Raw genomic sequence first — 20,351 nt, forward strand, 5'->3', positions numbered from 1 at the left:
TGATTTAAAACTTTGCACGTAAGGTGAGCGTTGCATTTCGCGGATTACCAAAACGAATAGTTCCATCGCTATAAATTTGTGAATAATATTCTTTGTCAAAAATATTATTGATATTCAATGCAATATTCACTTTATCACTTAGTGGATAACTCGCCACCAAGTTAGCAATCGTATATCCAGGCTGACGATAAGGATATTCGCTATAACGCCCCACTTTCCAAGTACTTTGATAATTTGCACTGCCGCCTAGGATTAAATTATTTGCAAACTTATAGGTCGCAAATAAACGTGCAATATGTTCAGGTGTATCCTCATTAAAAACCAAACCTTGATTTGTAGGATCGTTCGCATATTCCGTAGTATTGTATGTGTAGCCAAAACTCAAATTAAGATTGGGTATAATTTCACCACGAATCTCAGTTTCAATCCCTTTACTGATCACCTCACCCGATGCAACATTACAATAAGCCTCGCCACCGTTAAATGGGCATTGGCCTTTGGTGCTTTCATCTCGTATTGAGCGATTAATTTGATTGGTTTTAAACCCAGCAACTGATGCAATTAAACGATCATCCCAAAGCCCTGCTTTTAATCCAATTTCATAAACATTCCCCTGCACTGGATCAAGTAATGTCTCATTACGATCTTTGACATTTTGCACAACAAAAGTATCGGTATAACTCGCATATGCAGTCAATGCATCATTGATCGCATAAGTAAGCCCAAAGTATGGTGTTAAAATATTTGATTTCTTATATTCATTGACACTTTCATAATTGCTTTGGCGCACACCTGCAATAACTTTGAGCGGATCAATAATATTTAAACGAGTGGTGAGGTAGTATCCTGTCTGGCGTACTTGATCAGCGCTGGTATTTTGATAACGTGGTGCGATATAAGGTAGCTGATAAGGACTGTAATTTTTAATATTGACGTATAAATAGTCACGTGTCGGTGTTTCCCCTCCGCCAACTAAACTATAATCTTCAAGCACTTGGTCCCAACTTGTCCAAGCCCCTGTAATATTACTTTTACTGTGATTTGCACCAAATACCAAGTCATGCTCACGGCCGAATAATTGATATGTCCCTTTTGCAAAAAAATCATAAATATCTAATTTTTGCTCATAGTTATATCCGTACTTATAAACAGTTGCTAAAGCATCATCAGCACTTGTGGTTTTTGGAGCCACGCTCAATGAAGTAAATGCCATATCCATAGCATAGTTTGCCTTCATATAGCTGGCTTTTACTTCCCATCCATTATTAAATTTATGGCTTATATCTAAGAAAGCTTGTCTATTGGTTTTATCCCAAAAATCTCTGTAATCACAACCACAGTTGGAATTATCGATACCTATTTTTTGACCATTGAAATAGTTAGGTATTGTATTGACGGGAACTGCATGTTCACCTTGACGTGAATATCCAATATTCAATAGCGTATTTTCAGTTAAATCACTGCTCACGATTCCATACAAAACATTAGAATCACGAGTAACAGACTTCATAAATGAATCACCATCTTGACCTGCCACCACTAAACGACCACGCACGCTTCCAGATTGATTCAATGGACCAGAGACATCCATTTCTCCGCGTACAGTGTTCCATGAACCATAACTGACAGCACCACTCGCCTGAAAAACTTCTGTTGGTTTTTTACGAATAAGATTAATTGCACCAGACGGGTCTCCTGAACCTTGCATTAACCCTGCTGCCCCTCGTAATACTTCAATACTTTCAATGGTTGCCATATCTGGTTTAGAGGAGGTGACATTACTTGCATTTACAGCAACACCATCATATTGCAATATATTTGAATTCCAACCATCTCCAACATTAAAGCCTCGGATAGAAAAGTTGGTCCTCTCCGTATTATCCCCTGTAAGCAAAATCCCTGTTGTATTTAAAAGTGCATCACCCAAATTTGTCGCACCCATATCTTCAATTTGTTTGCGGGTAATCACTGAAACCGATTGTGGGGTTTCTTTTATACTCAAATCGAGTTTAGTCGATGTACTGGCATTCTTTTTAGTGTAGTTATTTTCTGTATTGTTTTCTGCTGTGACAACGATCATGGGTAAAGCATGTGTTTGTTCCGTTGTTGCTTCTGTAGCAGCATAAGCTGTCCCAATCCAACAACTATAAAGTGCAAGATAAATTGCACTTTTAGCAAAGATTCGATTTTGAGAAATCCATTTATTCACGAAATAAAACTCTTAATCTAAATAAAAATCATTATCGTTATATTTCACATAAAAACAACATATATCTCTACATTCCTCCATTATTTTCTACTTCAAATTCGTTTTGTTAGACAAAGCTATAAAAGGAACAGCCTCTCAATCTGAGAGGCTAAAAAGATGGTTTCTCGATGATATTACTGAATAAACTTTGACATGGCCTGATGTAGATCCCTCACCTCAGCGTAAATCATGTCATCGCATTTATTTGATAATTAACCTAAAAAACATGAATATAAACAAATTATTATTAATACTTTTCAAGCAAACCAATAACCCCAGTTGCAATCATATCAATCGCAATTGTGCCGATTAACAAGGCAGATAAGCGTCCAACAATATCAAAATAGCGATCAATATATTTCGCATGGCTATAACGTAAATGGTCATGCCCATACTTCATGATCATTAAAATGCCACAGCTAATAAATAAGGTAAAAGCAATCAACACAGCGGATTCGAGTAAAGACATACTCGCTCCTGTTACGACAGCCGCACTGATTGTGCCAGGACCAATCATAAATGGCATCGCCATGGTACTGGCCAAATGCGCAGGCGTTCCTCTCATTTCTCCGATAGTATCCGCGCCTTGAAATACAAAGCGATAACCAATCACTAAGAAAATTAGTCCACCAAAAATCTGAAATGATTCAAAACGAACATTTAAGTAAGTGCTGAAAATTGCTTCACCACCCCATGCAAAAAGCATAAAAACCACATAAGCAATCAAGGCACCTTGAGCCAAACCTTTATTGAATACATGGGTTTCAGTATGGCGAATCATCCCGATCATATAGATACTCATTAAAAACGGATTGAGTAATGAGAAAAACAAAACAAATGGATGGATATAATTTGAAAACATAATGGCTTTCCATAAAACAAAATCAGGAAACAAAATCAAAAAAAGAGTTTACTTTGCTAAAATTGTACTTCTCAACAAGGGGATACTTTGTCTAACTAATCATTAAAATTGTAAATTTTATTAAGATTCAGTCACTTATTTTTACAAAAAATATAATCAGGACTTACACAAACGAGGTTCCGCAACGAGTCAAGGACTTGCATATATGAAACGAACAGAGATATTCAATAATTTTCAATGTCCATTTATAAATGGAATTTTTCTGCACAATGGAGAAATATTTGTTCTCGATTATAGAAACAAAGATAACGCAACTGTGGATATCGTAAGGAAATTAAATTTCTTTGATGATGAAGTAAAGAAAGCGGATCTTATTGATTTTGATTATATGGGGCAGATTAGTTATGCAGACTATCAGATAAGATATGGTGAGGGTAGTTTTGGTGGGGATGGTGTGGTCGGTCTGTTTTTAAAAAATGAGTTACAGTGGTTTTTGTTTTTGGAGAACAGTAACCCTTTTTGTAAGGCGATTATTAAAGATCATATTGCTTTTGTTCAAAGTACCAATGGAGTGATATTCTCAATTCCAATCGATAATCCTCAGCTGTTGCAGGTTGTCAAAAATCCGGATTTTTTATAATTCGACTATATAAGCAGAAGTTTTATATGAAATAATTTTTTGATGTGTTTTGCTGAATTGTGAGGATCAATGCCTATTCATTGCTTTAGTCACCATCCTAATACCTTCTTTCTAATCTCAGTATTTTTTTATGATTCAATTTAGTTTTAAGCCTTGTTAAAACAAAGTTAGCTAAAGGAAACACAACTGCTATTCTCAAGCCTTTTGATTGATTTATATACGTTAAACTTATTACATAATTGCATCAGATCTCATACATTTTGTTCATGATTACCCAACACATAAAATTCACAAAAAAACTAAAATTATAATCAATTGATATTTATTAAAATTCTATGACATTGAAATCTTAAATGTAACCTAGCGTTATATTTTTTAATCATTTCTGCTCATGATGAATTTTTTTTGATTGTGTTTTAAAGAGGTTTTTTAACACTGTCATTCATTAGGATTAAGCCATTTATGTATAAAAGAAAAATCAAACCACTTGAAATCGATGATGTCGAAATTATTGATTATGATAAGACTAAAAAAGCCATTAAAGCCGCAGCTTTAGGGAATGCCATCGAATGGTTTGATTTTGGTGTGTATGGCTATGTCGCTTATGTATTGGGTAAAGTCTTTTTCCCCAATTCATCACCCAGTATACAAATGATTGCGGCCCTTGCCACCTTTTCTATACCCTTTATATTTCGACCTTTAGGTGGATTATTTTTCGGGCATTTAGGCGATAAATACGGTCGTCAAAAAATTCTGGCAATCACCATTATTATCATGTCGGTCAGTACCTTTGGTATTGGTTTGATTCCATCTTATGAAAGTATAGGGATTTGGGCCCCTATTTTGCTGCTCATTGTAAAAATTGCACAAGGCTTTTCGGTCGGAGGTGAATATGCTGGAGCAGCAATATTTGTAGCGGAATATTCTCCTGATCGAAAGCGCGGTTTCATGGGAAGCTGGCTGGATTTTGGTTCTATTTTAGGTTTTGTTGTTGGAGCGGGTGTCGTTTCAATGATCAGCTTTTCCATGGGCGAAGCTGCCTTTGTTGATTGGGGCTGGCGTATTCCTTTTTATTTAGCGCTACCGCTGGGACTGATTGGCTTATATTTACGTCACTCTTTAGATGAGACACCAACCTTTCAGGCACATGCCGAAGAACAGTCACAATCGAAAAAACCGCAAAAAGTCGGTTTTAAACAAATTTTTCGTGAACATAAACGCAGCCTACTGGTCTGTGTCGGACTCGTACTATGTACCAATGTTACCTACTACATGCTACTCACCTATTTACCAAGTTATTTCTCACATAACTTAGGCTATTCAGAAAATCACGGCGTTCTGATTATTATTGCCGTAATGGTTGGAATGCTCTTTGTACAGCCGTTTGTAGGCATGCTCAGTGACAAAATTGGCCGTCGCCCATTTGTCTTTGCAGGCAGCATTGCGCTGATTGTCTTGTCATACCCTGCCTTTATATTGCTTGCCACCAATAATGTTTATTTAATTTTCTTGGGTCTGTTGATGTTGGCACTTTCACTGAATATGTTGATTGGAATAATGGCTTCAACCCTCCCTGCATTGTTTCCAACTGAAATTCGTTATAGTGCACTTGCAATCGCGTTTAATATTTCTGTGGTGATTGCAGGTTTAACCCCGACCATCACAGCGACATTGGTTGAAACCACTCAAAATATTATGGTGCCTGCCTATTATTTGGTGATTTGTGGTTGCTTTGGGGTGATTACTGCGATTTATCTTAAAGAAACAGCCAACTTACCGCTTAAAGGTGCAAAACCAATGGCTGTTGATACTGAAGAAGCTGAAGAACTTCTCGAACAATATCATGGAAATATTGAGCAAAAAATCGAAAAAATTGATCAAAAAATCGAAGAGTTGCAAGAAAAGCGTGATCATCTCGCCAAGCAGCATCCTGATATTGATTAATGATTTTAAATGGGCTTATTCAGCATGATTGTGTTGGATAAGCCATTCAATACAACATCGCAATAACCCATCTCACAAACTTTTTATTTAAACTAAGCAACATTATACTCATCCCCCCTTTTCAAAAAAGGAGGTTGAGTTGCCTAGTTGAGTATTGGTTTTAGATAAGCAGTTTCCTCCCCACCTTCACTTACGACTTAATACTTATATTTCACGCTGAGCATAAAATTACGTGGCTCACCATAGACCCCAGAGTTATAGAAGCCGATGTTGGTAAAGTAGTGTTGATCAAAAATATTATTTAAATTAATCGCAGTGCTTAAATGTTCATTAAACTGGTAGTTGGCCATTAGATCGACCAATACAAAGGCTTTCTGATCAATCACTTCACTACGTTTTTTGACATTGTTATACACCGTTTGCCATCCGTGGTTCTGCCAACGAACATTCCCGCCCACGCTCAAACCTTCGAGTTGCTGATCAAATTTATACTGGGTAGAGATATTAAATTGATGTTCTGGTTCCCATGTTGAAATTTTTTCACCATCATGGTCCTTGATTTGCTTATAGGTATAACCACTTTGCACTTGGACATTGGGGAAAACCTCACCAGAAGCTTCAATCTCTACCCCCTTAGTTTTGGCTTTCGCACCAATCCATGCAAAATCAACAGCGGGATTACTTGGCGCGCCATTATAAACAATGTCCTCAATGGCACGATTGGATTCATGGATTTCAAAATAAGCGATACTGGCATTTAACTTGGCATCATCGGATTGAAACTTAAAGCCGCCTTCGTAGTTTTTACCTTCGTCTGGATCTAGGATTTTATTGGCTGACGACTTATACCAGATATCATAAGGCATAAAGATATCGCTGAGACTGGCATAAGCACTGACTCGATCAGTAATGTCATAGACGACCCCAACATAGGGAATGAAGCGATTCTTTTCCTCAACCACACCTTGTAAGCCTTTCATTTTATAGTTGATCATACGGGTGCCTAAGAGCACCTTTAAATCATCTGACAGATTTAAACGTGTACTGGCGTAGGCACCATATTGTGAAGTACGGTCATGGGTATAGGCATTTGGCTCACCCCAATTTGGCTGTGCAATATTGCCATCCCATTGGCTAAAATCGGGAATATGTGAATCATAACCCTGCATGCCACCATACCAATCTTTCCCCTTCCAACGTGAATAAGCCCCACTTGCGCCTAAGACCAAATCATGTTGCCGACCAAGCAGCTCAAACTTACCTGTGCTATACAACTCCAATGAATCACTGACAGTACGACCGATATATTGAGAAGGCCAAAGATTAGCAGAACCATCTAATTTAGGATAATAGCCTTGGATGGTGCCTAGTGTTGCATCATAGCCATTAATTTTATGGTCATATTGCAGAGTCAGTGCCCAATCGTCATTAAATTTATGATGTACATTGGCAAAAATGGTGCGGGTATATTGTTTCCATTCACTCCAATTGGCACCATTATTAAAGGAACGATCGGGATCAGGATTACGTTCCCCTTCACCATTAAATAAAGGAAAAGAGCCTGACCATGTCGATGCTTTAGGGTCATTGTTCTGGTAATCAGCACCCAGTGTAACTAAAGTTTTATCGCCTAAATCTGCTTCGACAATGCTATAAAATACAGCACTTTTACGTTCATAACGATCCATAAAAGATTCTTTGTCTTGACCCGCAGCCACAAAACGTCCACGAATAGTTTGCTCATCATTCAGTGAACCACTGACATCTGCCATAGCACGGTAATTATTCCAAGAACCTGCGCTTAAACTCAGCGATGCTTGAGTCTCTGCGGTTGGTTTTTTACGTACTAAGTTGATGGTTGCCCCTAAAGATCCCACCCCTGTAAGTAAGCCCGTTGCCCCTTTGAGTACTTCGACACGGTCATAAATAGCAGAGTCACTGAGCGTATTACCCGCAGCATAACCGACATTTCGAGTCGTAGAAGGAATGCCATCATATTGGAAATTATTAATGGCAAAACCGCGTGAGTAATAACTGGTCCGTTCACTGTCGTAAGCAGATACGGTAATCCCGGGGGTATGCGACATGACTTGATCAATATTATTTAACTGAAAATCATCCATCAACTGTCGCGTAATCACACTAATGGTTTGTGGTGTTTCTTTCGGTGTAAGCACTAAACGCGTGGCGGTGGCAATTTTACCTGGTGTATAAGAACCACTATTTTCAGTAATTTCCCCCAACTGATTGGCAGTTACGACAATGGTCTCAAGTTTCGCTGCTGGATTGTCAGTGTGAGAATTTGTTGCCACGGCTGAATCCGTTGCCGTGTTTGCAACTGTTGTGGTTTTCGACATCTGACGTCGTTCAATTCGCCACACCCGTGGACTTTGTTGAACAAGCTGTAGATCTGTGTCTTTTAATAACTGTTGAAAACCCTGAGCAATATCAAAACTGCCGCTTAAACCGTTGGTTTTATACCCCTGCGTCAGTTTCGGATCAAAAGACAATGCAATATTAGACTGTAGAGCAAAATTAGAAAGCGCTTGCCCCAAATCCCCTGAAGCCACTTGATAATGCTTTTGAGTTGCTGCTGTTTCAGCATGGCTAAATGCACTGACACCCAACATGCTGCTCAGTACCAATAAATGCATGACCGAATAACGCATTTTTTTCTCGCGGCTTATTTTATATGGTTTCGGTTTTTTCAAATTTTTTGCGTGTTGCAATGCTAGAGACACCATAACCCCCTATTGAATACCAATGAGTTCTCTTATTAGCCTTGCCAGTTGAGTTTTAAAAAAGTGTCAGCCTTAAATTATTTTTTTTCACCAATACTGACCCAATAGCCCTGTGCATAGCGATTGATGTCTAACTTATAGGTGACAGCCAACATGCTATATAGCGTTGGCAAATCATTGATTGGATAAGTCCCTGATATTTTAATCTGAGCAATATCATCATCTAAAGCAATATAACCCTTTTGATATTTTCCTATACGCTGTACGAATTCAGACAACGGCAGATCATTCACGATCATCCAGCCCTGCGTCCAACTGTTGCGTGTAAGATCAGCACTTGTAACCTCGGCGACCTGCTCGCGATTCAAATGACTTTGCTGACCCGCCGCAACAATCACTGCCTGAGTTGGATGACGTTGTGGTTGTAATTTCACCGCACCTTGCTCGACGAATACCCAAGACTGCTTTGGATTAAGCTCTACTGAAAATTCAGTACCCAAAGCCTGCATTTGCCCATGTTGAGTTTGCACAAAGAATGGGCGTTGCTGTTGATCTTTCGCAGTTTTAATCCAGATCTGACCTTTTCTTAGCACGACATTACGTTGCTTAGCGCTATAGTCCAGATCAATTGCCGATGCGCTGTCTAAATACAGTTCACCACCATCGGGGAGTTTAATTTTTTCAATTTCACCTACTTTTGTACGATAGTCCGCCGTCCATTGTTGCTGCTGATTTAAGCTATAACCTAAATACAGTAACGATAGACCAGCCAAAACCCACATGTAATGACGGCGTTTTTTCCATGAAGATGATGTACTTTGCTCTAAAATAGGCCGTGCTACTTCTGTTGGGAGTTGATCAAAAGTATGATGCAGTTGCTGCATTTTTTGCCAAACTTTGGCATGCACTGAACTTTGTTGCTGCCAGATCTGTAATTGCTGTAATTCTTGCGGACTCAACTCGCCTTGGTTTAAACGCATACACCAATCAGCCGCTTCATTTAAAATTTGTTGCGTCTGTTGTTGATCTTGTTTTTGATTGTGTTGTTGTTCAGATTCATTCTGCTTTGACATTGGTTTAGTCGTCCAACATCGCAGACAGACAATGTACATACGCTTTTTTCATATAGCGTTTGACTGAACTTAGCGAAATATCCAATTTGACTGCAATCTCATCGTATTTCAGCCCTTCAAGCTGCGCATAGAGAAAAGTATCGCGTACCACTACAGGCAGTTGCTCTAGCAATTGTGTCACTTCAAGCAAACTTTCAATAATCAAACAGTGCTGTTCTGGAGAGATTTCTTCGAGTTCAGGTTGTAGCGCCAACACGTCTAAATATGCCCGCTCAATATGCTTACGTTGAATCCAATTGATCATCAAGCCTTTGGCTACAGTGGTCAAATAAGCACGTGGTTGCAATAATTCAATTTGCTGTCGTCGTGCCATCACTCTTAAGAAAGTATCTTGTGCCAAATCAGCTGCATCAGAACTATTGCCTAACTTTTTATATAGCCATGCATATACCCAAGAATGATGTTCTTGATAAAGCTGAGCAATATCATGATTGGAAAGCGACGCAGACATGGAAAAAGTTTATTTAAGCGAATGATAATTATTATCAGTAATTTAATGGCTAAATTCAATCATTATTTTCATCTTAACCACGCCCTTGTCCAACTCGCTTTTATTGCACAAACCAATCTGTAGCAGCTTATTTAGCTTTGCGGTTTAAATTGGACAGCCCTGAATGTCAATATATGCATACACTATTATTTGCTGACGGCAAAATCCTCAATCACCGCGTGAAGTAGGCGAAGAAGTAGTCAAAAAATTGGTGACTATACAATAATTTAAATTAGCTAGATTGGACATATTTTGTGAGTGAAGGCTTGCAAAATATCGCTTCATCTTAAAGGACTTGTGTGACAGCAATAAAAATTTTCCACGCTTAAAAAATGGGCACCACCCGAATCTAATTAAGAGATATTTCATCAATTCACAATAAATATCAACATGCTAAACAGAAATATTATATTGACTCTGTTTTTGTATTAGATTAGTATTTTTAATGTAAATAATTATCATTATCATATAGCCAACAAAGCCTTGCCCTTTCTAGCCACGATGATTGTCCAGTTTTTTTATCAAGCAAAGGATAAAGCAATGTTATCTAAAATGAAAATAGGTCATAAAACGCTGATTGCGAGTTCAATCTGTACCATTCTTGCTGGTTGTGGTGGCGGTGGTAGTGGTGGTGGAGACAACAAACCAAGCAATACTGCGCCCACAATTGATGCAATCAGCCCATTGACCATACAAACCCTAGACAGTAAAAAAATTAGCGTAACGGCGAAAGATGCTGAGAACAACGCGCTCACCTATAGCATCAAAACTGCGCCAAAATTAGGCACTGCCAGCATTGACAGTAAAACAGGTGTGATTACTTATATTGCAGGCAATGTGGTTGGCGCAGATACACTTGTGGTGAGTGTCAGTGATGGTTCACTGAGCACAGATCTGAGCATTACGATTAATACCCAAGTTGAGTCGGTGTTTGATTATCAATTCTACAAAGTCACCAACCCAGAAACAGGTAACTCTCAAATTGTCCGTTATGACCCTAACAACGAAAAACAGGACTATTACAGCAGTATCAGCAACGTGATTTTAGGCAATCGTGTCTTTGTAATGAGTGCTGCAAAAGATGGCGATAAGACGGTTTATAAAAAACGAGAATATGCGATTTTCCTTGACCCAAATGCATCTAAAGAAACGCGTAATTACACACCAGCTGGTGCAACAACAGCAACTGAATATACATTCTATACCGACAATATTCTAAAACGATTTGATGCAAGTAATCCAAACAGTCAAGCCACCATTTTTAGTAGTGCAGCATTACCAGCAGCATTAAAAACCGCAGAAATGAAAGTGATTGGCGATACACAAACCATGTATCTCAATGAAACAGATATTGATAATTCTTATGTGCAATTGCGTACTTTTGCCAAACTACCCGATATTTTTAGAGGCGAACTGTCTGACAATATTAAAAATGCCTATATCACTGTACGTTTATCAGATGGCAAAGTGACACAAGGTCGGACCATTAAGCCGGTTGTTAATAACACGACAGGTAAAACTGATTCAGTATTGGTCAACTACAGTGCTGCCTATGTCAAAGGAAGCTACCCAACCGCAAGTAATGAAGCTGCACGTTTACAAAGCTGTACCGTTGATTTGGTCACCTGTACTGATATTGGTGGAGGAACAGGTCAATACTACTTCTTAGCACAAAATGATAGCCATATTTATCTGGCAAAAGAAGGGGTAAAAACACTTTATGCTTATGATAAAACTGCAAAAACCTTAGCGAATGTAACAGGTGCAGAATACCCTGCAAATTATAATCCTGAACATCATCAACTTAAATTTGGTGGTGGACATGGTGGTGCGGGTATCTTTAGTAATTTCTTTAACATGCCAAATGTAGTCGATAATTTGGCAGAAGGTAATACTGGTTATTTATTGATTAATTATAACCTTGATACACAAAATGCAGCGATCACCCATACCATATTTGGCAACGCCTATGTCTTTAAAAATGCCGAAATTCTGAAATTGACAGGCACCAGCGCAAGCAAAATTTATGATAATGGCACTGGTACGGATTTAGCCAATAATTCAAGCAATGTGGCTTTGTCATATAACCTGAACCTTACTGCGGTCAAAAATGGTTATTTATTTGTCGAAGCGGCCAAGTTATCTAAAGACAAGATGAACCTTAACTATCAACAAGGCTGGTTAAATACAGCAACCACAACCACAAAAACAGCGTTGGATAATGCCGTCATTGATCAGGATATTCCGTACTTTACTTCAATGCGAGTACCTGCGGTGGCAGTCGGTGATTATGTCTATGTCAATGAGACCAATCCAACTGCAGCAGCAACCCGTGTTTATAACGTTTATAAATTACCACTCAATGCGCCAACAGCCAGCAAAACCAGCGTCACCCCAACGTTTGGCCGTATGTACTTTGAACGCACTGCATTCCGTGCCAATGGTATTTATGAAGGTAATGTATTGTTATGGAACAAACGTGCCAATCAAGCAACAGATCCAACTGACACAGTCGGTAGTATTGTCAATACCACCACGGGCAAACTCATGGGTAACATCAAGGATCTAGAGGGTGGAATTACCAATGTCACTGCTGACGCTTCAGGTAATGTCACTTTGGCTGGGATTGGTGGTCTATTTGGCTTGCATATGACAGGTAGTCATGCTGGTGTTCCTTTACTGACCAGTGGCTTCTCAGAAAAAGAAAAATCATTGAAAAAAGTCAATGAAATTAATGGTTCTTGGATCACTGACTAAGCCATACATACTCATTCAATCGGGTTGCTGTTTCCATTCTTAAGATGGGCCAGCAACCCTGCGTTTATTTTGACTGGATTTCTGTCATGAACACACCTCCCTTTCTCCCACGATATCTATTATTGGCCATGTGTATTGCTGGTGGATACTCTCCTTTCTATCACCTCTATGCAGCAGAAAATAAGAAAGATACCGACATAAATGATGAACACCCCACTAAACTGCCTGTCATTGAAGTCACAGCAGAAAAAGTCCTCAAGGCAGAGCGACAAAATCAACAAGAAATGTTTAACAAACCCTATTCCAAACAGATCATCAGTCAGGAAAAAATTCAGCAGGAAGGCTTAGCCGATGTCAAAGAAGCGATTCGGGATATTCCTGGTGTTTCCATTACCGAAACTGGGGCTTTCGGTAAAAATGTAAAAATTCGTGGTCTGACTGGGCAACGCGTGGTCAGTGTTGTTGATGGCATCAAAATCGCCAATCAAGGTTTAGACCATTCAGGTTCTGGTGAAATCAATCAGGTGGATATTAACAACGTTGAAATGATTGAAGTGGTAAAAGGTAGTCCTGCGGTGATTTACGACCCGGGTGCATCAGGTGGCGTCATTATCGTCAAGACCAAACCTGTACAAATGAGTCAAGGCATCGGGGTCAGTCAAAAATTCGCTTATGATGAGGGTTATGACAAAACCAGTTCCACCACCAGTCTAAACGCAGGCATGGATAATTTTGGTGCAAAGGTCACTTATACCAAAGAATCGTCCAATGACTATCGGGTCCGTGGTGATGCTGATAAAAAATATGCGATTAGTAAAACCAATGCATTAAATGCAGTGAATAGCACAGTCACCGTCAAAGATTTGGGTTATGACGCCGAATCACTGAGTGCCAAATTATCAGGCAAATTTGCTACAGATAGCCAAATTGATCTCGATTATGACCAATGGATCGGCAAAGATATTGCATCAGCACATGGGAATACCATGCAAGATGCAATGGTGATGCTGTTGGCACGCAAAGAGCGTGAATCAAAATCCATCACTTATCGTAAAGACAATCTGGGTATTTTTAATAACTTCTCCTTTAAATATAACAAACAGTCCTTATTAGAACGCCAACAAGAAGGCGGTTATACCGAAACCTTAGACAGTAATAATTTTAACGCCAATCTATTTTTAAACTGGCATCAATTACAAGCCAGTTTTGGTCTGGAAGCTGTTTTAGATAAAGCCGTCACTGCGGTGTATTCTGAACAAGATTATTATGCAGGTTTTACCAATTTAGAATATGACTTCGGCACATGGACAGGTTTTGCAGGAGTACGCGCCAATTATTGGGCAACCCGACAAAAATTACTGCCAGGCGCAAATGCTGAACTTGCCTCGCAACTCATCGGTATTTCGGGAATTACCCCTGAAAAAACCATATTCGAGCCAACATGGGCGCTTGGAGCACAATATCACCTCACCGATACTCAAAATATTTCTGCCAACATCAGCCGTACTTTCCGCGCACCTGATTTGTATGAACGCTATACGTTTGGTGGCTTTTTGGGTGGAGGTTTAGCTTTACAACCTGAAGAAGGCTACCATGCCGAAGTGGCTTGGAAATACATCAATGATCATTGGGCGTTAAATACCAGTGTGTTTTATAGCGACTTTGACCAATATATTTGGACGAAAACCAATCGTAGAGTTATTGATCGGGCTGGTTTGGAAAGTTGTATTCGTATCGGGAAATGCAATATAGCGACAGGCGATTTTAATGATCGTGAATCTGACTTTTTCCAAGACACCACCCGATATTATAATGCCGACCAAGTCAATAATTGGGGTATGGAATTCAGTGCCAATTATATGGATGAAGTGCATGATTTTGGTATTTCAGGTAGTTTTAATAAAATTGATTCTGAAGATGTTTTTGTGCAAGCTGCGGCACATCCAATTGATATTAACAGCCATTATAAATATACCTTTAGCCAATTGCCGTTACAGCCATGGGTGAAAGGCAAAATTCAGACCGTATTTAATGAACCTCAAGTCATACAAAAAGGCGGCTTTGATTCTTATACCATTGGTAGCTTGTATGCGGGTTTTAATCATAAATATGTCAATTTAAGTGCAGGGATCCGTAACCTCGGCAATACTACCTATAGAGCTGCGTATAGTGGTTTAAATGGTCTGGAACGTACTTATTTTATCAATGCTGAATTTAAATGGAATAATTATAAATGAATGTAAATTTTTGGGTTGTTGCCCTCGCCTGTGAAAAGAGATTCAACATGATGATCATCTAATCTGTTCTATTTCAATCCAAAGTTTATATAGGAGACGTGAAATAAAATCAAAGCAAAAAAAAGACCCTTAACAATTTAAGGGTCTTTTAAATATTTTGCGGAAGCGGTGTTCTATAACAAATATTCGTGGTGCTGGAATGCTTTCAGACATGTCTCTGACTACTTTAATGTGGCAAAAATGATAATTTTTTATCCAACTTCACATCTCGTTCACACTGATTTATCTACAGTATTAAATAAAATTCAAAATGGATAATGATCATGAAAAACCCAAAAAAAATCTTTGCCTCTATGTTGGCACTGATGTGTTTATCAGGATGTAAAAGCATTCCAAGTTATTCCTCAGATTATAGTTCCGCCAGAAATAATATTACGGGTATGACATTGACAGAAACCCAAGCATTAGAGATTGGCACTCATTTCATATCTACCTTCAATACTTTAGGTACACCAGAATTCATAAATAAAGCCAGTTCTCTATATGCAGAGCACCTTTTTATCAATGACACACTTTCCCAGTTCTCATCACGACAAAATTTACTAGAACATTTCAAAGGTATGAATAAGCGTGTTAGCAATGTCAAAGTAAAATTATTAAATACTACCCATCAGCAAGACTCTGCATATATACATTGGTATATGGCTTATGAGTTCAAAATTTTTGGTGTGCAAAGAAAAATGGCGTCATATGGTATTAGTGAAATTAAAGTAAATAAAGATAATCAAATTATTTTTCAACAAGACTTTTGGGATCCTGCAAATGGCCTATATCGTCAATTGCCTTATGTAGGAGGTGCTTATTCATGGTTATTAGCATTCAAAAAATCATCTTAAGTGTTGCGTGTATGACTGGTTTATCCGTCAGCACGTCAACAATTCATGCTGCATCTGTACAACAATGTGCAACAGCTGCCCTTTTAATCGGGAAAAAACAAGTCGGTCAAGTAAGCTACTTTGCAGAGTCTTGTAAAAAAGCCTGGGATATGCAAAGTATTCAAATGAATTTTTCTTATACTCAAGATATCCCAGAATGGGCATTTAAACGTGCAGCCACACATTTTTTAAAGAAAAATATTCCTGATTTTAAAGAGACATCTCCCCTGAACCAAATTACACAGCTTTATAAACCAGTTAAAAATGGCGATTTATACACTTTAAGCTACGTCCATTCGTCCCACACATTGACACTTTTACTGAATCAGAAAACATTAGGTCATATCCAAAATGATCATGCCAATCAATATTTTAAAATTTGGTTAGGTTCACAGCCTTTTAATGCTAAATTGAAACAACAGCTCTTAAATTAACGACATAAAGTTATTGTAATGACAAAGCATTTTATCCTTATGGTCGAAGACCATTACGAATTAGCATCTACCCTCTGTGAGTTTTTAGAGACACATGGTTTTGTAATAGATCATGCCCGTAATTTAGACACAGCTCGAAATTTATTAAAACACAATCCTTATCACATTCTGTTATTGGATATTAATTTACCTGATGGCTCAGGTTACGATCTCTGTCATTGGTTAAGGAAAGAACAAGGCTTAGACATCCCTGTACTAATGCTCACAGCACGTGATACCTTAGATGACAAAATGAAAGGTTTTACTTCAGGTACCGATGATTATTTGGTCAAACCATTCGACTTTAACGAATTGGTTATGCGAGTTCGGGCTTTGATTAAAAGATCAATGGGTGAAGTTTCTAATAGCCAATTACAAATTCACGACCTAATTTTAGATAGTGCACGACTAACTATTAGCCGTGCTGGTCAAAATATTGAACTTCCACCAATTCAATTTAAGCTCTTGAAGTTATTGATGAGAAACTCACCTAAAGTCATTACTAAACAAGAAATTGTAATAGAATTATGGGGTGATACAGAGCCTGAAAGTGATGCACTGCGCAGCCATATTTATAATTTACGTAAAATGGTTGATAAGCCTTTTAATCAGAAATTGATTCATACAGTGTCAGGTGTTGGCTTAAAAATTTCGCTTGAACTAGACTCACTTAGTTAAGATAAACCACCACGACTAATCCCGTGGAAGGCATTAAAGTAATATCATTGTGAATAGTTAAATAATATTGACGATCAAACAACTCCACACGCCAACCCAATTGCTTAGACAATTTCTGTACTAATTGTAGTCCAATACCATGCCCTTTGGTTTGTAACTTTAATTGAGGGCAAGATAACTCGCGTACTTTAACGTTATTGGGTAAATTGATGCCTATACCATTATCGGCAATCAGGACCTTATTTTTTTGCACAATAATATCAATTTCTGAACCTTGAGAATAATTTAAGGCATTACGTAAAATATTACCAAAAACCATTTTTGTCATAGATGGATACAGTAGCCGTGTCTGTTCATTCGGATCTTGTTGAAGATTAATCTGTATTCCTTTGACCTGACCCACACTTTCTAAATCAACTTGTAATTCATGTAATATATTGAAGATTGATCTATATTCTGGAGTGAGCGTATTGGTGGTATTACGCGCAATTGCCAATAAGGTATCAACCAGTAACTGCATGTCTTCAATGGTATTACCCAGACGAATAAAGGCTTTGTTATCACCATAACGGGCTTGGCAAATTTGAACATTACCTTTTAGAACTGTTAAAGGTGTCCGTAGTTCATGACTGACATCACTGCTAAACTCACGTTCACGATTAATAAATTCATTCAAAACCTGATGATATTTCTCTAATGCTTGTTTTAAATATTCTGCTTCCATATTTGCATCAGTACTGATGTCCTTAAAAGGTGATGCTTCTTTGTTCTGATGTTCCCAATCGATGTTTTCTAAAGCATTGGCAAGTCGAGTGATCGGAGAAAAATAACGGCGCGCACGCCGATTCCACCACCACAACACACTATAAAGTACAAACAAACTCAGCATTAACGGTGCTAAACCAAACAACCATATCAGTTTATTGACATTACTTTCACCAAAAACCAAAAGAACATGCTGTCCATTACGCTCTCCATAGACGGTCATACGTTCTTTACCATCCACAAAATGACGGCCAACTCCTGGTTTTAAATGTATGTTTTGAAAGCTAGTGGGGGTCACATTATTCCAGCGATATCCATATAAATTTTTGGTGTCAGGCAAATCTGCATTTGGATTATGCTCTATACGCATCCAATAATGCTCCATTTCCTGTTCAAGCGCAGTTTTCAATAATGTTCCTTTAATCACCCATGCACTACATGCAATACCAATCACAATCGACAAAGCGATCAATCCAATTTGCAACCAGTAATAACGATTAAAGACTTCACCCAAGGGATGAGCACGGTTGCTCTTAAAAAGCCTCAGCATAAATATATCCCTTGTATGACCCACTGAACAACAGATTCAATTTAGATTATACGGCTTTCTTATGAAACAAAAAGTGACCAATGACCCATTCTTGGCCTTGTTCAAAACCAAACAGTTCAGCACAAGCCATAAAGAAGATTCGCCAACGTTGCCACCAAGCTGCTGCATCTTTGCCATAGGTCTTTTCAAATAATGGTTTTAAACGTTGTTGGTTCCGATCCATATTTTCAAGCCAGGCATTGGCCGTTCTTTCATACTGCATACCTGACCACTGCCAATGCTGTTCTAATTGCAAGTGATCTTGAAAATGTAAGAAAGTTGACGCAGACGGCATCAATCCACCACTAAAAAAGTATTTCGACATCCAATCATATTCATTTTTAATTTCAAATGGATAATGCAAAAATCGATGGCAAAAAATATGACACCACAATAATCCATCAGGTTTAAGCCAGGTATTTATTTTTTCAAATAGCTTTTGATAATTACGCACATGCTCAAACATTTCCACCGACACCACGCGATCAAATGAGCCACCTTCAAGTTCTAACACATTGACATCGCAAGTGATGACCGTCAAATGATTGAACTGTCGTTGTTTGGCTTGTTGTTGAATATAGGCACGTTGCGTTGAAGAGTTCGATACAACAGTTATCTTTGCATTTGGATAATGCTCTGCCATCCATAAACTTAAAGATCCCCAACCACAACCAACTTCTAAAATGTGTTGACCATCTTTTAATTGTGCCCGTTCACAATAACCTGCTAAGGCTAACTCTTCAGCTTCGTCCAAACTCGTTTGAGCATCGCTAAATAAACTCGCACTATATTTTAAGCGTTTACCCAGTACTGCCTGAAAAAACTCAGTGGGAAGCTCATAATGCTGTTGGTTGGCTTTATCAGTTTCAATCGCAATTTCACTGCGCTTTAGCATACGGAGGACATCCATATAACGCTTGCTGCCCTGTTCAGGATCATAACGACCTTCTTGAATTAAGCGCTTTTTACTTAAGCTCCGTATCGCTGCACGTATCGCCTGATCTGGAACCAATCCACTTTCGACCAGTTTTAAAGACTGCTGAATAATAAAATCCATGTTGTGATCTACTCTTTAGGTTGCCACGGAATAAACATTGACGTTCGTTGTTGATAATCTCGGTAATTTTGACCACGATGACGTAATGCTTGTTGTTCGCTAAACGGAATACCTGTGATGTAATATAAAAATGCCCACATCAGTAATGGATAAATCCATAACAGATAAAGCCCTGCGGCCAAACCTAAAATGGGGTAAGCAAACCAATGTAAACATTCAAAAAAATAATTCGGATGCCGTGAATACTTCCATAAACCTTGATCCATGGTTTGACCGCGATGATCTGGGTTCTGTTTAAAATGATACAGCTGTTGATCAGCAGTGCTTTCACCAATGAAAGCCAGTAGCATAATGATTATCGCAACGATCAGCGCCCAATTCGTCCATTCATTCCACTGTATTGCGGGGAAACTCAGTAAGGACAGCATCGGGTAGGAAAACAAAAGCGCCAGTCCTGCTTGAAACATAAAAAAGCACAAAAAGCCTAAATGTTTAAATTGTCCCATTGCACGACGCATATTGGCATAACGACGGTCTTCTTCTATTTCATGCAAGTAACGGCGTAATAAATGCCAAGTCAGACGTAAGAACCAAATGCTACTAGCAAGCCCAATAAAGATACGTACAGCTAAGGGTGCTGTATTCAGCAAAAATGCTGCAATGATGACATTCAGCGTAATACAGAAACTCCATGCAACATCGACTAAACCAGCACGACTGTTATAGGTCACGATGAGCCAGCATATCAGCATAATCACGACATCAAGTAACAACAACTTGAGTAACATTTTGCTCACTCCTT

The 20,351-nt window shown here is 38.5% G+C and carries 15 protein-coding genes; 7 read left to right on the plus strand and 8 right to left on the minus strand.

Annotated features, from left to right (window positions below; genetic code table 11):
* Nucleotides 1-4: 4 nt before the first annotated feature.
* Nucleotides 5-2,209, minus strand: a complete 2,205-nt coding sequence (locus L3V46_RS15630) for a TonB-dependent siderophore receptor (protein ID WP_239046207.1) — start codon at nt 2,207-2,209, stop codon at nt 5-7.
* Between the two features lie 286 nt (nt 2,210-2,495).
* Nucleotides 2,496-3,110, minus strand: a complete 615-nt coding sequence (locus tag L3V46_RS15635; protein ID WP_034615920.1) for a MarC family protein — start codon at nt 3,108-3,110, stop codon at nt 2,496-2,498.
* 205 nt (nt 3,111-3,315) lie between these two features.
* On the opposite strand from L3V46_RS15635, the gene L3V46_RS15640 reads away from it, so the two are divergent.
* Nucleotides 3,316-3,750, plus strand: a complete 435-nt coding sequence (locus L3V46_RS15640) for a hypothetical protein (protein ID WP_239046208.1) — start codon at nt 3,316-3,318, stop codon at nt 3,748-3,750.
* A gap of 462 nt (nt 3,751-4,212) precedes the next feature.
* A complete protein-coding gene (gene proP, locus L3V46_RS15645) occupies nt 4,213-5,694 on the plus strand; it encodes a glycine betaine/L-proline transporter ProP (RefSeq protein WP_056516445.1) in 1,482 nt (493 codons plus the stop codon).
* Between the two features lie 197 nt (nt 5,695-5,891).
* Here the strand turns inward: proP and L3V46_RS15650 are convergent, their stop codons facing one another.
* From L3V46_RS15650 to L3V46_RS15660, 3 genes are all read right to left on the minus strand, one after another.
* Nucleotides 5,892-8,363, minus strand: coding sequence for a TonB-dependent receptor (locus L3V46_RS15650; protein WP_239046209.1), 2,472 nt, complete (start codon nt 8,361-8,363; stop codon nt 5,892-5,894).
* Between the two features lie 149 nt (nt 8,364-8,512).
* Nucleotides 8,513-9,508 (minus strand): FecR domain-containing protein, encoded by a 996-nt coding sequence (locus tag L3V46_RS15655; protein ID WP_239046210.1) that lies wholly within the window; start codon nt 9,506-9,508, stop codon nt 8,513-8,515.
* Between the two features lie 4 nt (nt 9,509-9,512).
* A complete protein-coding gene (locus tag L3V46_RS15660; RefSeq protein WP_239046211.1) occupies nt 9,513-10,019 on the minus strand; it encodes a sigma-70 family RNA polymerase sigma factor in 507 nt (168 codons plus the stop codon).
* A gap of 579 nt (nt 10,020-10,598) precedes the next feature.
* Here L3V46_RS15660 and L3V46_RS15665 point away from each other — a divergent pair.
* The 5 genes from L3V46_RS15665 to L3V46_RS15685 all read left to right on the plus strand — a co-directional run bounded on the left by L3V46_RS15665 (nt 10,599) and on the right by L3V46_RS15685 (nt 17,138).
* Nucleotides 10,599-12,815 carry an Ig-like domain-containing protein gene (locus tag L3V46_RS15665; RefSeq protein WP_239046212.1) on the plus strand — a complete coding sequence of 739 codons (2,217 nt, stop codon included), beginning with the start codon at nt 10,599-10,601 and terminating at the stop codon, nt 12,813-12,815.
* 86 nt (nt 12,816-12,901) lie between these two features.
* On the plus strand, nt 12,902-15,052 hold the full coding sequence (locus L3V46_RS15670; protein WP_239046213.1) for a TonB-dependent receptor: 2,151 nt from the start codon (nt 12,902-12,904) through the stop codon (nt 15,050-15,052).
* Between the two features lie 323 nt (nt 15,053-15,375).
* Nucleotides 15,376-15,948, plus strand: a complete 573-nt coding sequence (locus L3V46_RS15675; protein ID WP_004819758.1) for a hypothetical protein — start codon at nt 15,376-15,378, stop codon at nt 15,946-15,948.
* Nucleotides 15,918-16,421 carry a chalcone isomerase family protein gene (locus tag L3V46_RS15680; protein ID WP_004819755.1) on the plus strand — a complete coding sequence of 168 codons (504 nt, stop codon included), beginning with the start codon at nt 15,918-15,920 and terminating at the stop codon, nt 16,419-16,421. Before L3V46_RS15675 ends, L3V46_RS15680 begins: the two co-directional genes overlap by 31 nt.
* 18 nt (nt 16,422-16,439) lie before the next feature.
* The gene (locus tag L3V46_RS15685; RefSeq protein ID WP_239046214.1) at nt 16,440-17,138 is read left to right on the plus strand and encodes a response regulator transcription factor; all 699 of its coding nucleotides are present in this window, start codon (nt 16,440-16,442) and stop codon (nt 17,136-17,138) included.
* On the opposite strand, the gene L3V46_RS15690 is transcribed toward L3V46_RS15685, so the two are convergent.
* From L3V46_RS15690 to L3V46_RS15700, 3 genes are read right to left on the minus strand one after another with little or no spacing between them, the layout of a single operon-like run.
* Nucleotides 17,131-18,453: a HAMP domain-containing sensor histidine kinase gene (locus tag L3V46_RS15690; RefSeq protein WP_004819752.1), complete on the minus strand. Its 1,323-nt coding sequence runs from the start codon at nt 18,451-18,453 to the stop codon at nt 17,131-17,133. The two genes, L3V46_RS15685 and L3V46_RS15690, sit on opposite strands and share 8 nt — an antisense overlap.
* Nucleotides 18,454-18,499: 46 nt before the next feature.
* Nucleotides 18,500-19,549 (minus strand): cyclopropane-fatty-acyl-phospholipid synthase family protein, encoded by a 1,050-nt coding sequence (locus L3V46_RS15695; RefSeq protein ID WP_004819750.1) that lies wholly within the window; start codon nt 19,547-19,549, stop codon nt 18,500-18,502.
* 8 nt (nt 19,550-19,557) lie between these two features.
* Nucleotides 19,558-20,337 carry a DUF1295 domain-containing protein gene (locus tag L3V46_RS15700; protein ID WP_239046215.1) on the minus strand — a complete coding sequence of 260 codons (780 nt, stop codon included), beginning with the start codon at nt 20,335-20,337 and terminating at the stop codon, nt 19,558-19,560.
* Nucleotides 20,338-20,351 lie beyond the last annotated feature (14 nt).

The sequence above is a fragment of the Acinetobacter sp. AG3 genome (genome assembly GCF_022343575.1).
GTDB lineage: Bacteria > Pseudomonadota > Gammaproteobacteria > Pseudomonadales > Moraxellaceae > Acinetobacter > Acinetobacter guillouiae.

Excerpts from the sequence above, each read along its gene's own strand:
- L3V46_RS15635 (WP_034615920.1), bottom strand. The coding sequence starts at position 3,110 with ATGTTTTCAAATTATATCCATCCATTTGTTTTGTTTTTCTCATTACTC.
- L3V46_RS15640 (WP_239046208.1), top strand. The coding sequence starts at position 3,316 with ATGAAACGAACAGAGATATTCAATAATTTTCAATGTCCATTTATAAAT.
- proP (WP_056516445.1), top strand. The coding sequence starts at position 4,213 with ATGTATAAAAGAAAAATCAAACCACTTGAAATCGATGATGTCGAAATT.
- L3V46_RS15650 (WP_239046209.1), bottom strand. The coding sequence starts at position 8,363 with ATGCGTTATTCGGTCATGCATTTATTGGTACTGAGCAGCATGTTGGGT.
- L3V46_RS15655 (WP_239046210.1), bottom strand. The coding sequence starts at position 9,508 with ATGTCAAAGCAGAATGAATCTGAACAACAACACAATCAAAAACAAGAT.
- L3V46_RS15660 (WP_239046211.1), bottom strand. The coding sequence starts at position 10,019 with ATGTCTGCGTCGCTTTCCAATCATGATATTGCTCAGCTTTATCAAGAA.
- L3V46_RS15665 (WP_239046212.1), top strand. The coding sequence starts at position 10,599 with ATGTTATCTAAAATGAAAATAGGTCATAAAACGCTGATTGCGAGTTCA.
- L3V46_RS15670 (WP_239046213.1), top strand. The coding sequence starts at position 12,902 with ATGAACACACCTCCCTTTCTCCCACGATATCTATTATTGGCCATGTGT.
- L3V46_RS15675 (WP_004819758.1), top strand. The coding sequence starts at position 15,376 with ATGAAAAACCCAAAAAAAATCTTTGCCTCTATGTTGGCACTGATGTGT.
- L3V46_RS15680 (WP_004819755.1), top strand. The coding sequence starts at position 15,918 with ATGGTTATTAGCATTCAAAAAATCATCTTAAGTGTTGCGTGTATGACT.
- L3V46_RS15685 (WP_239046214.1), top strand. The coding sequence starts at position 16,440 with ATGACAAAGCATTTTATCCTTATGGTCGAAGACCATTACGAATTAGCA.
- L3V46_RS15690 (WP_004819752.1), bottom strand. The coding sequence starts at position 18,453 with ATGCTGAGGCTTTTTAAGAGCAACCGTGCTCATCCCTTGGGTGAAGTC.
- L3V46_RS15695 (WP_004819750.1), bottom strand. The coding sequence starts at position 19,549 with ATGGATTTTATTATTCAGCAGTCTTTAAAACTGGTCGAAAGTGGATTG.
- L3V46_RS15700 (WP_239046215.1), bottom strand. The coding sequence starts at position 20,337 with ATGTTACTCAAGTTGTTGTTACTTGATGTCGTGATTATGCTGATATGC.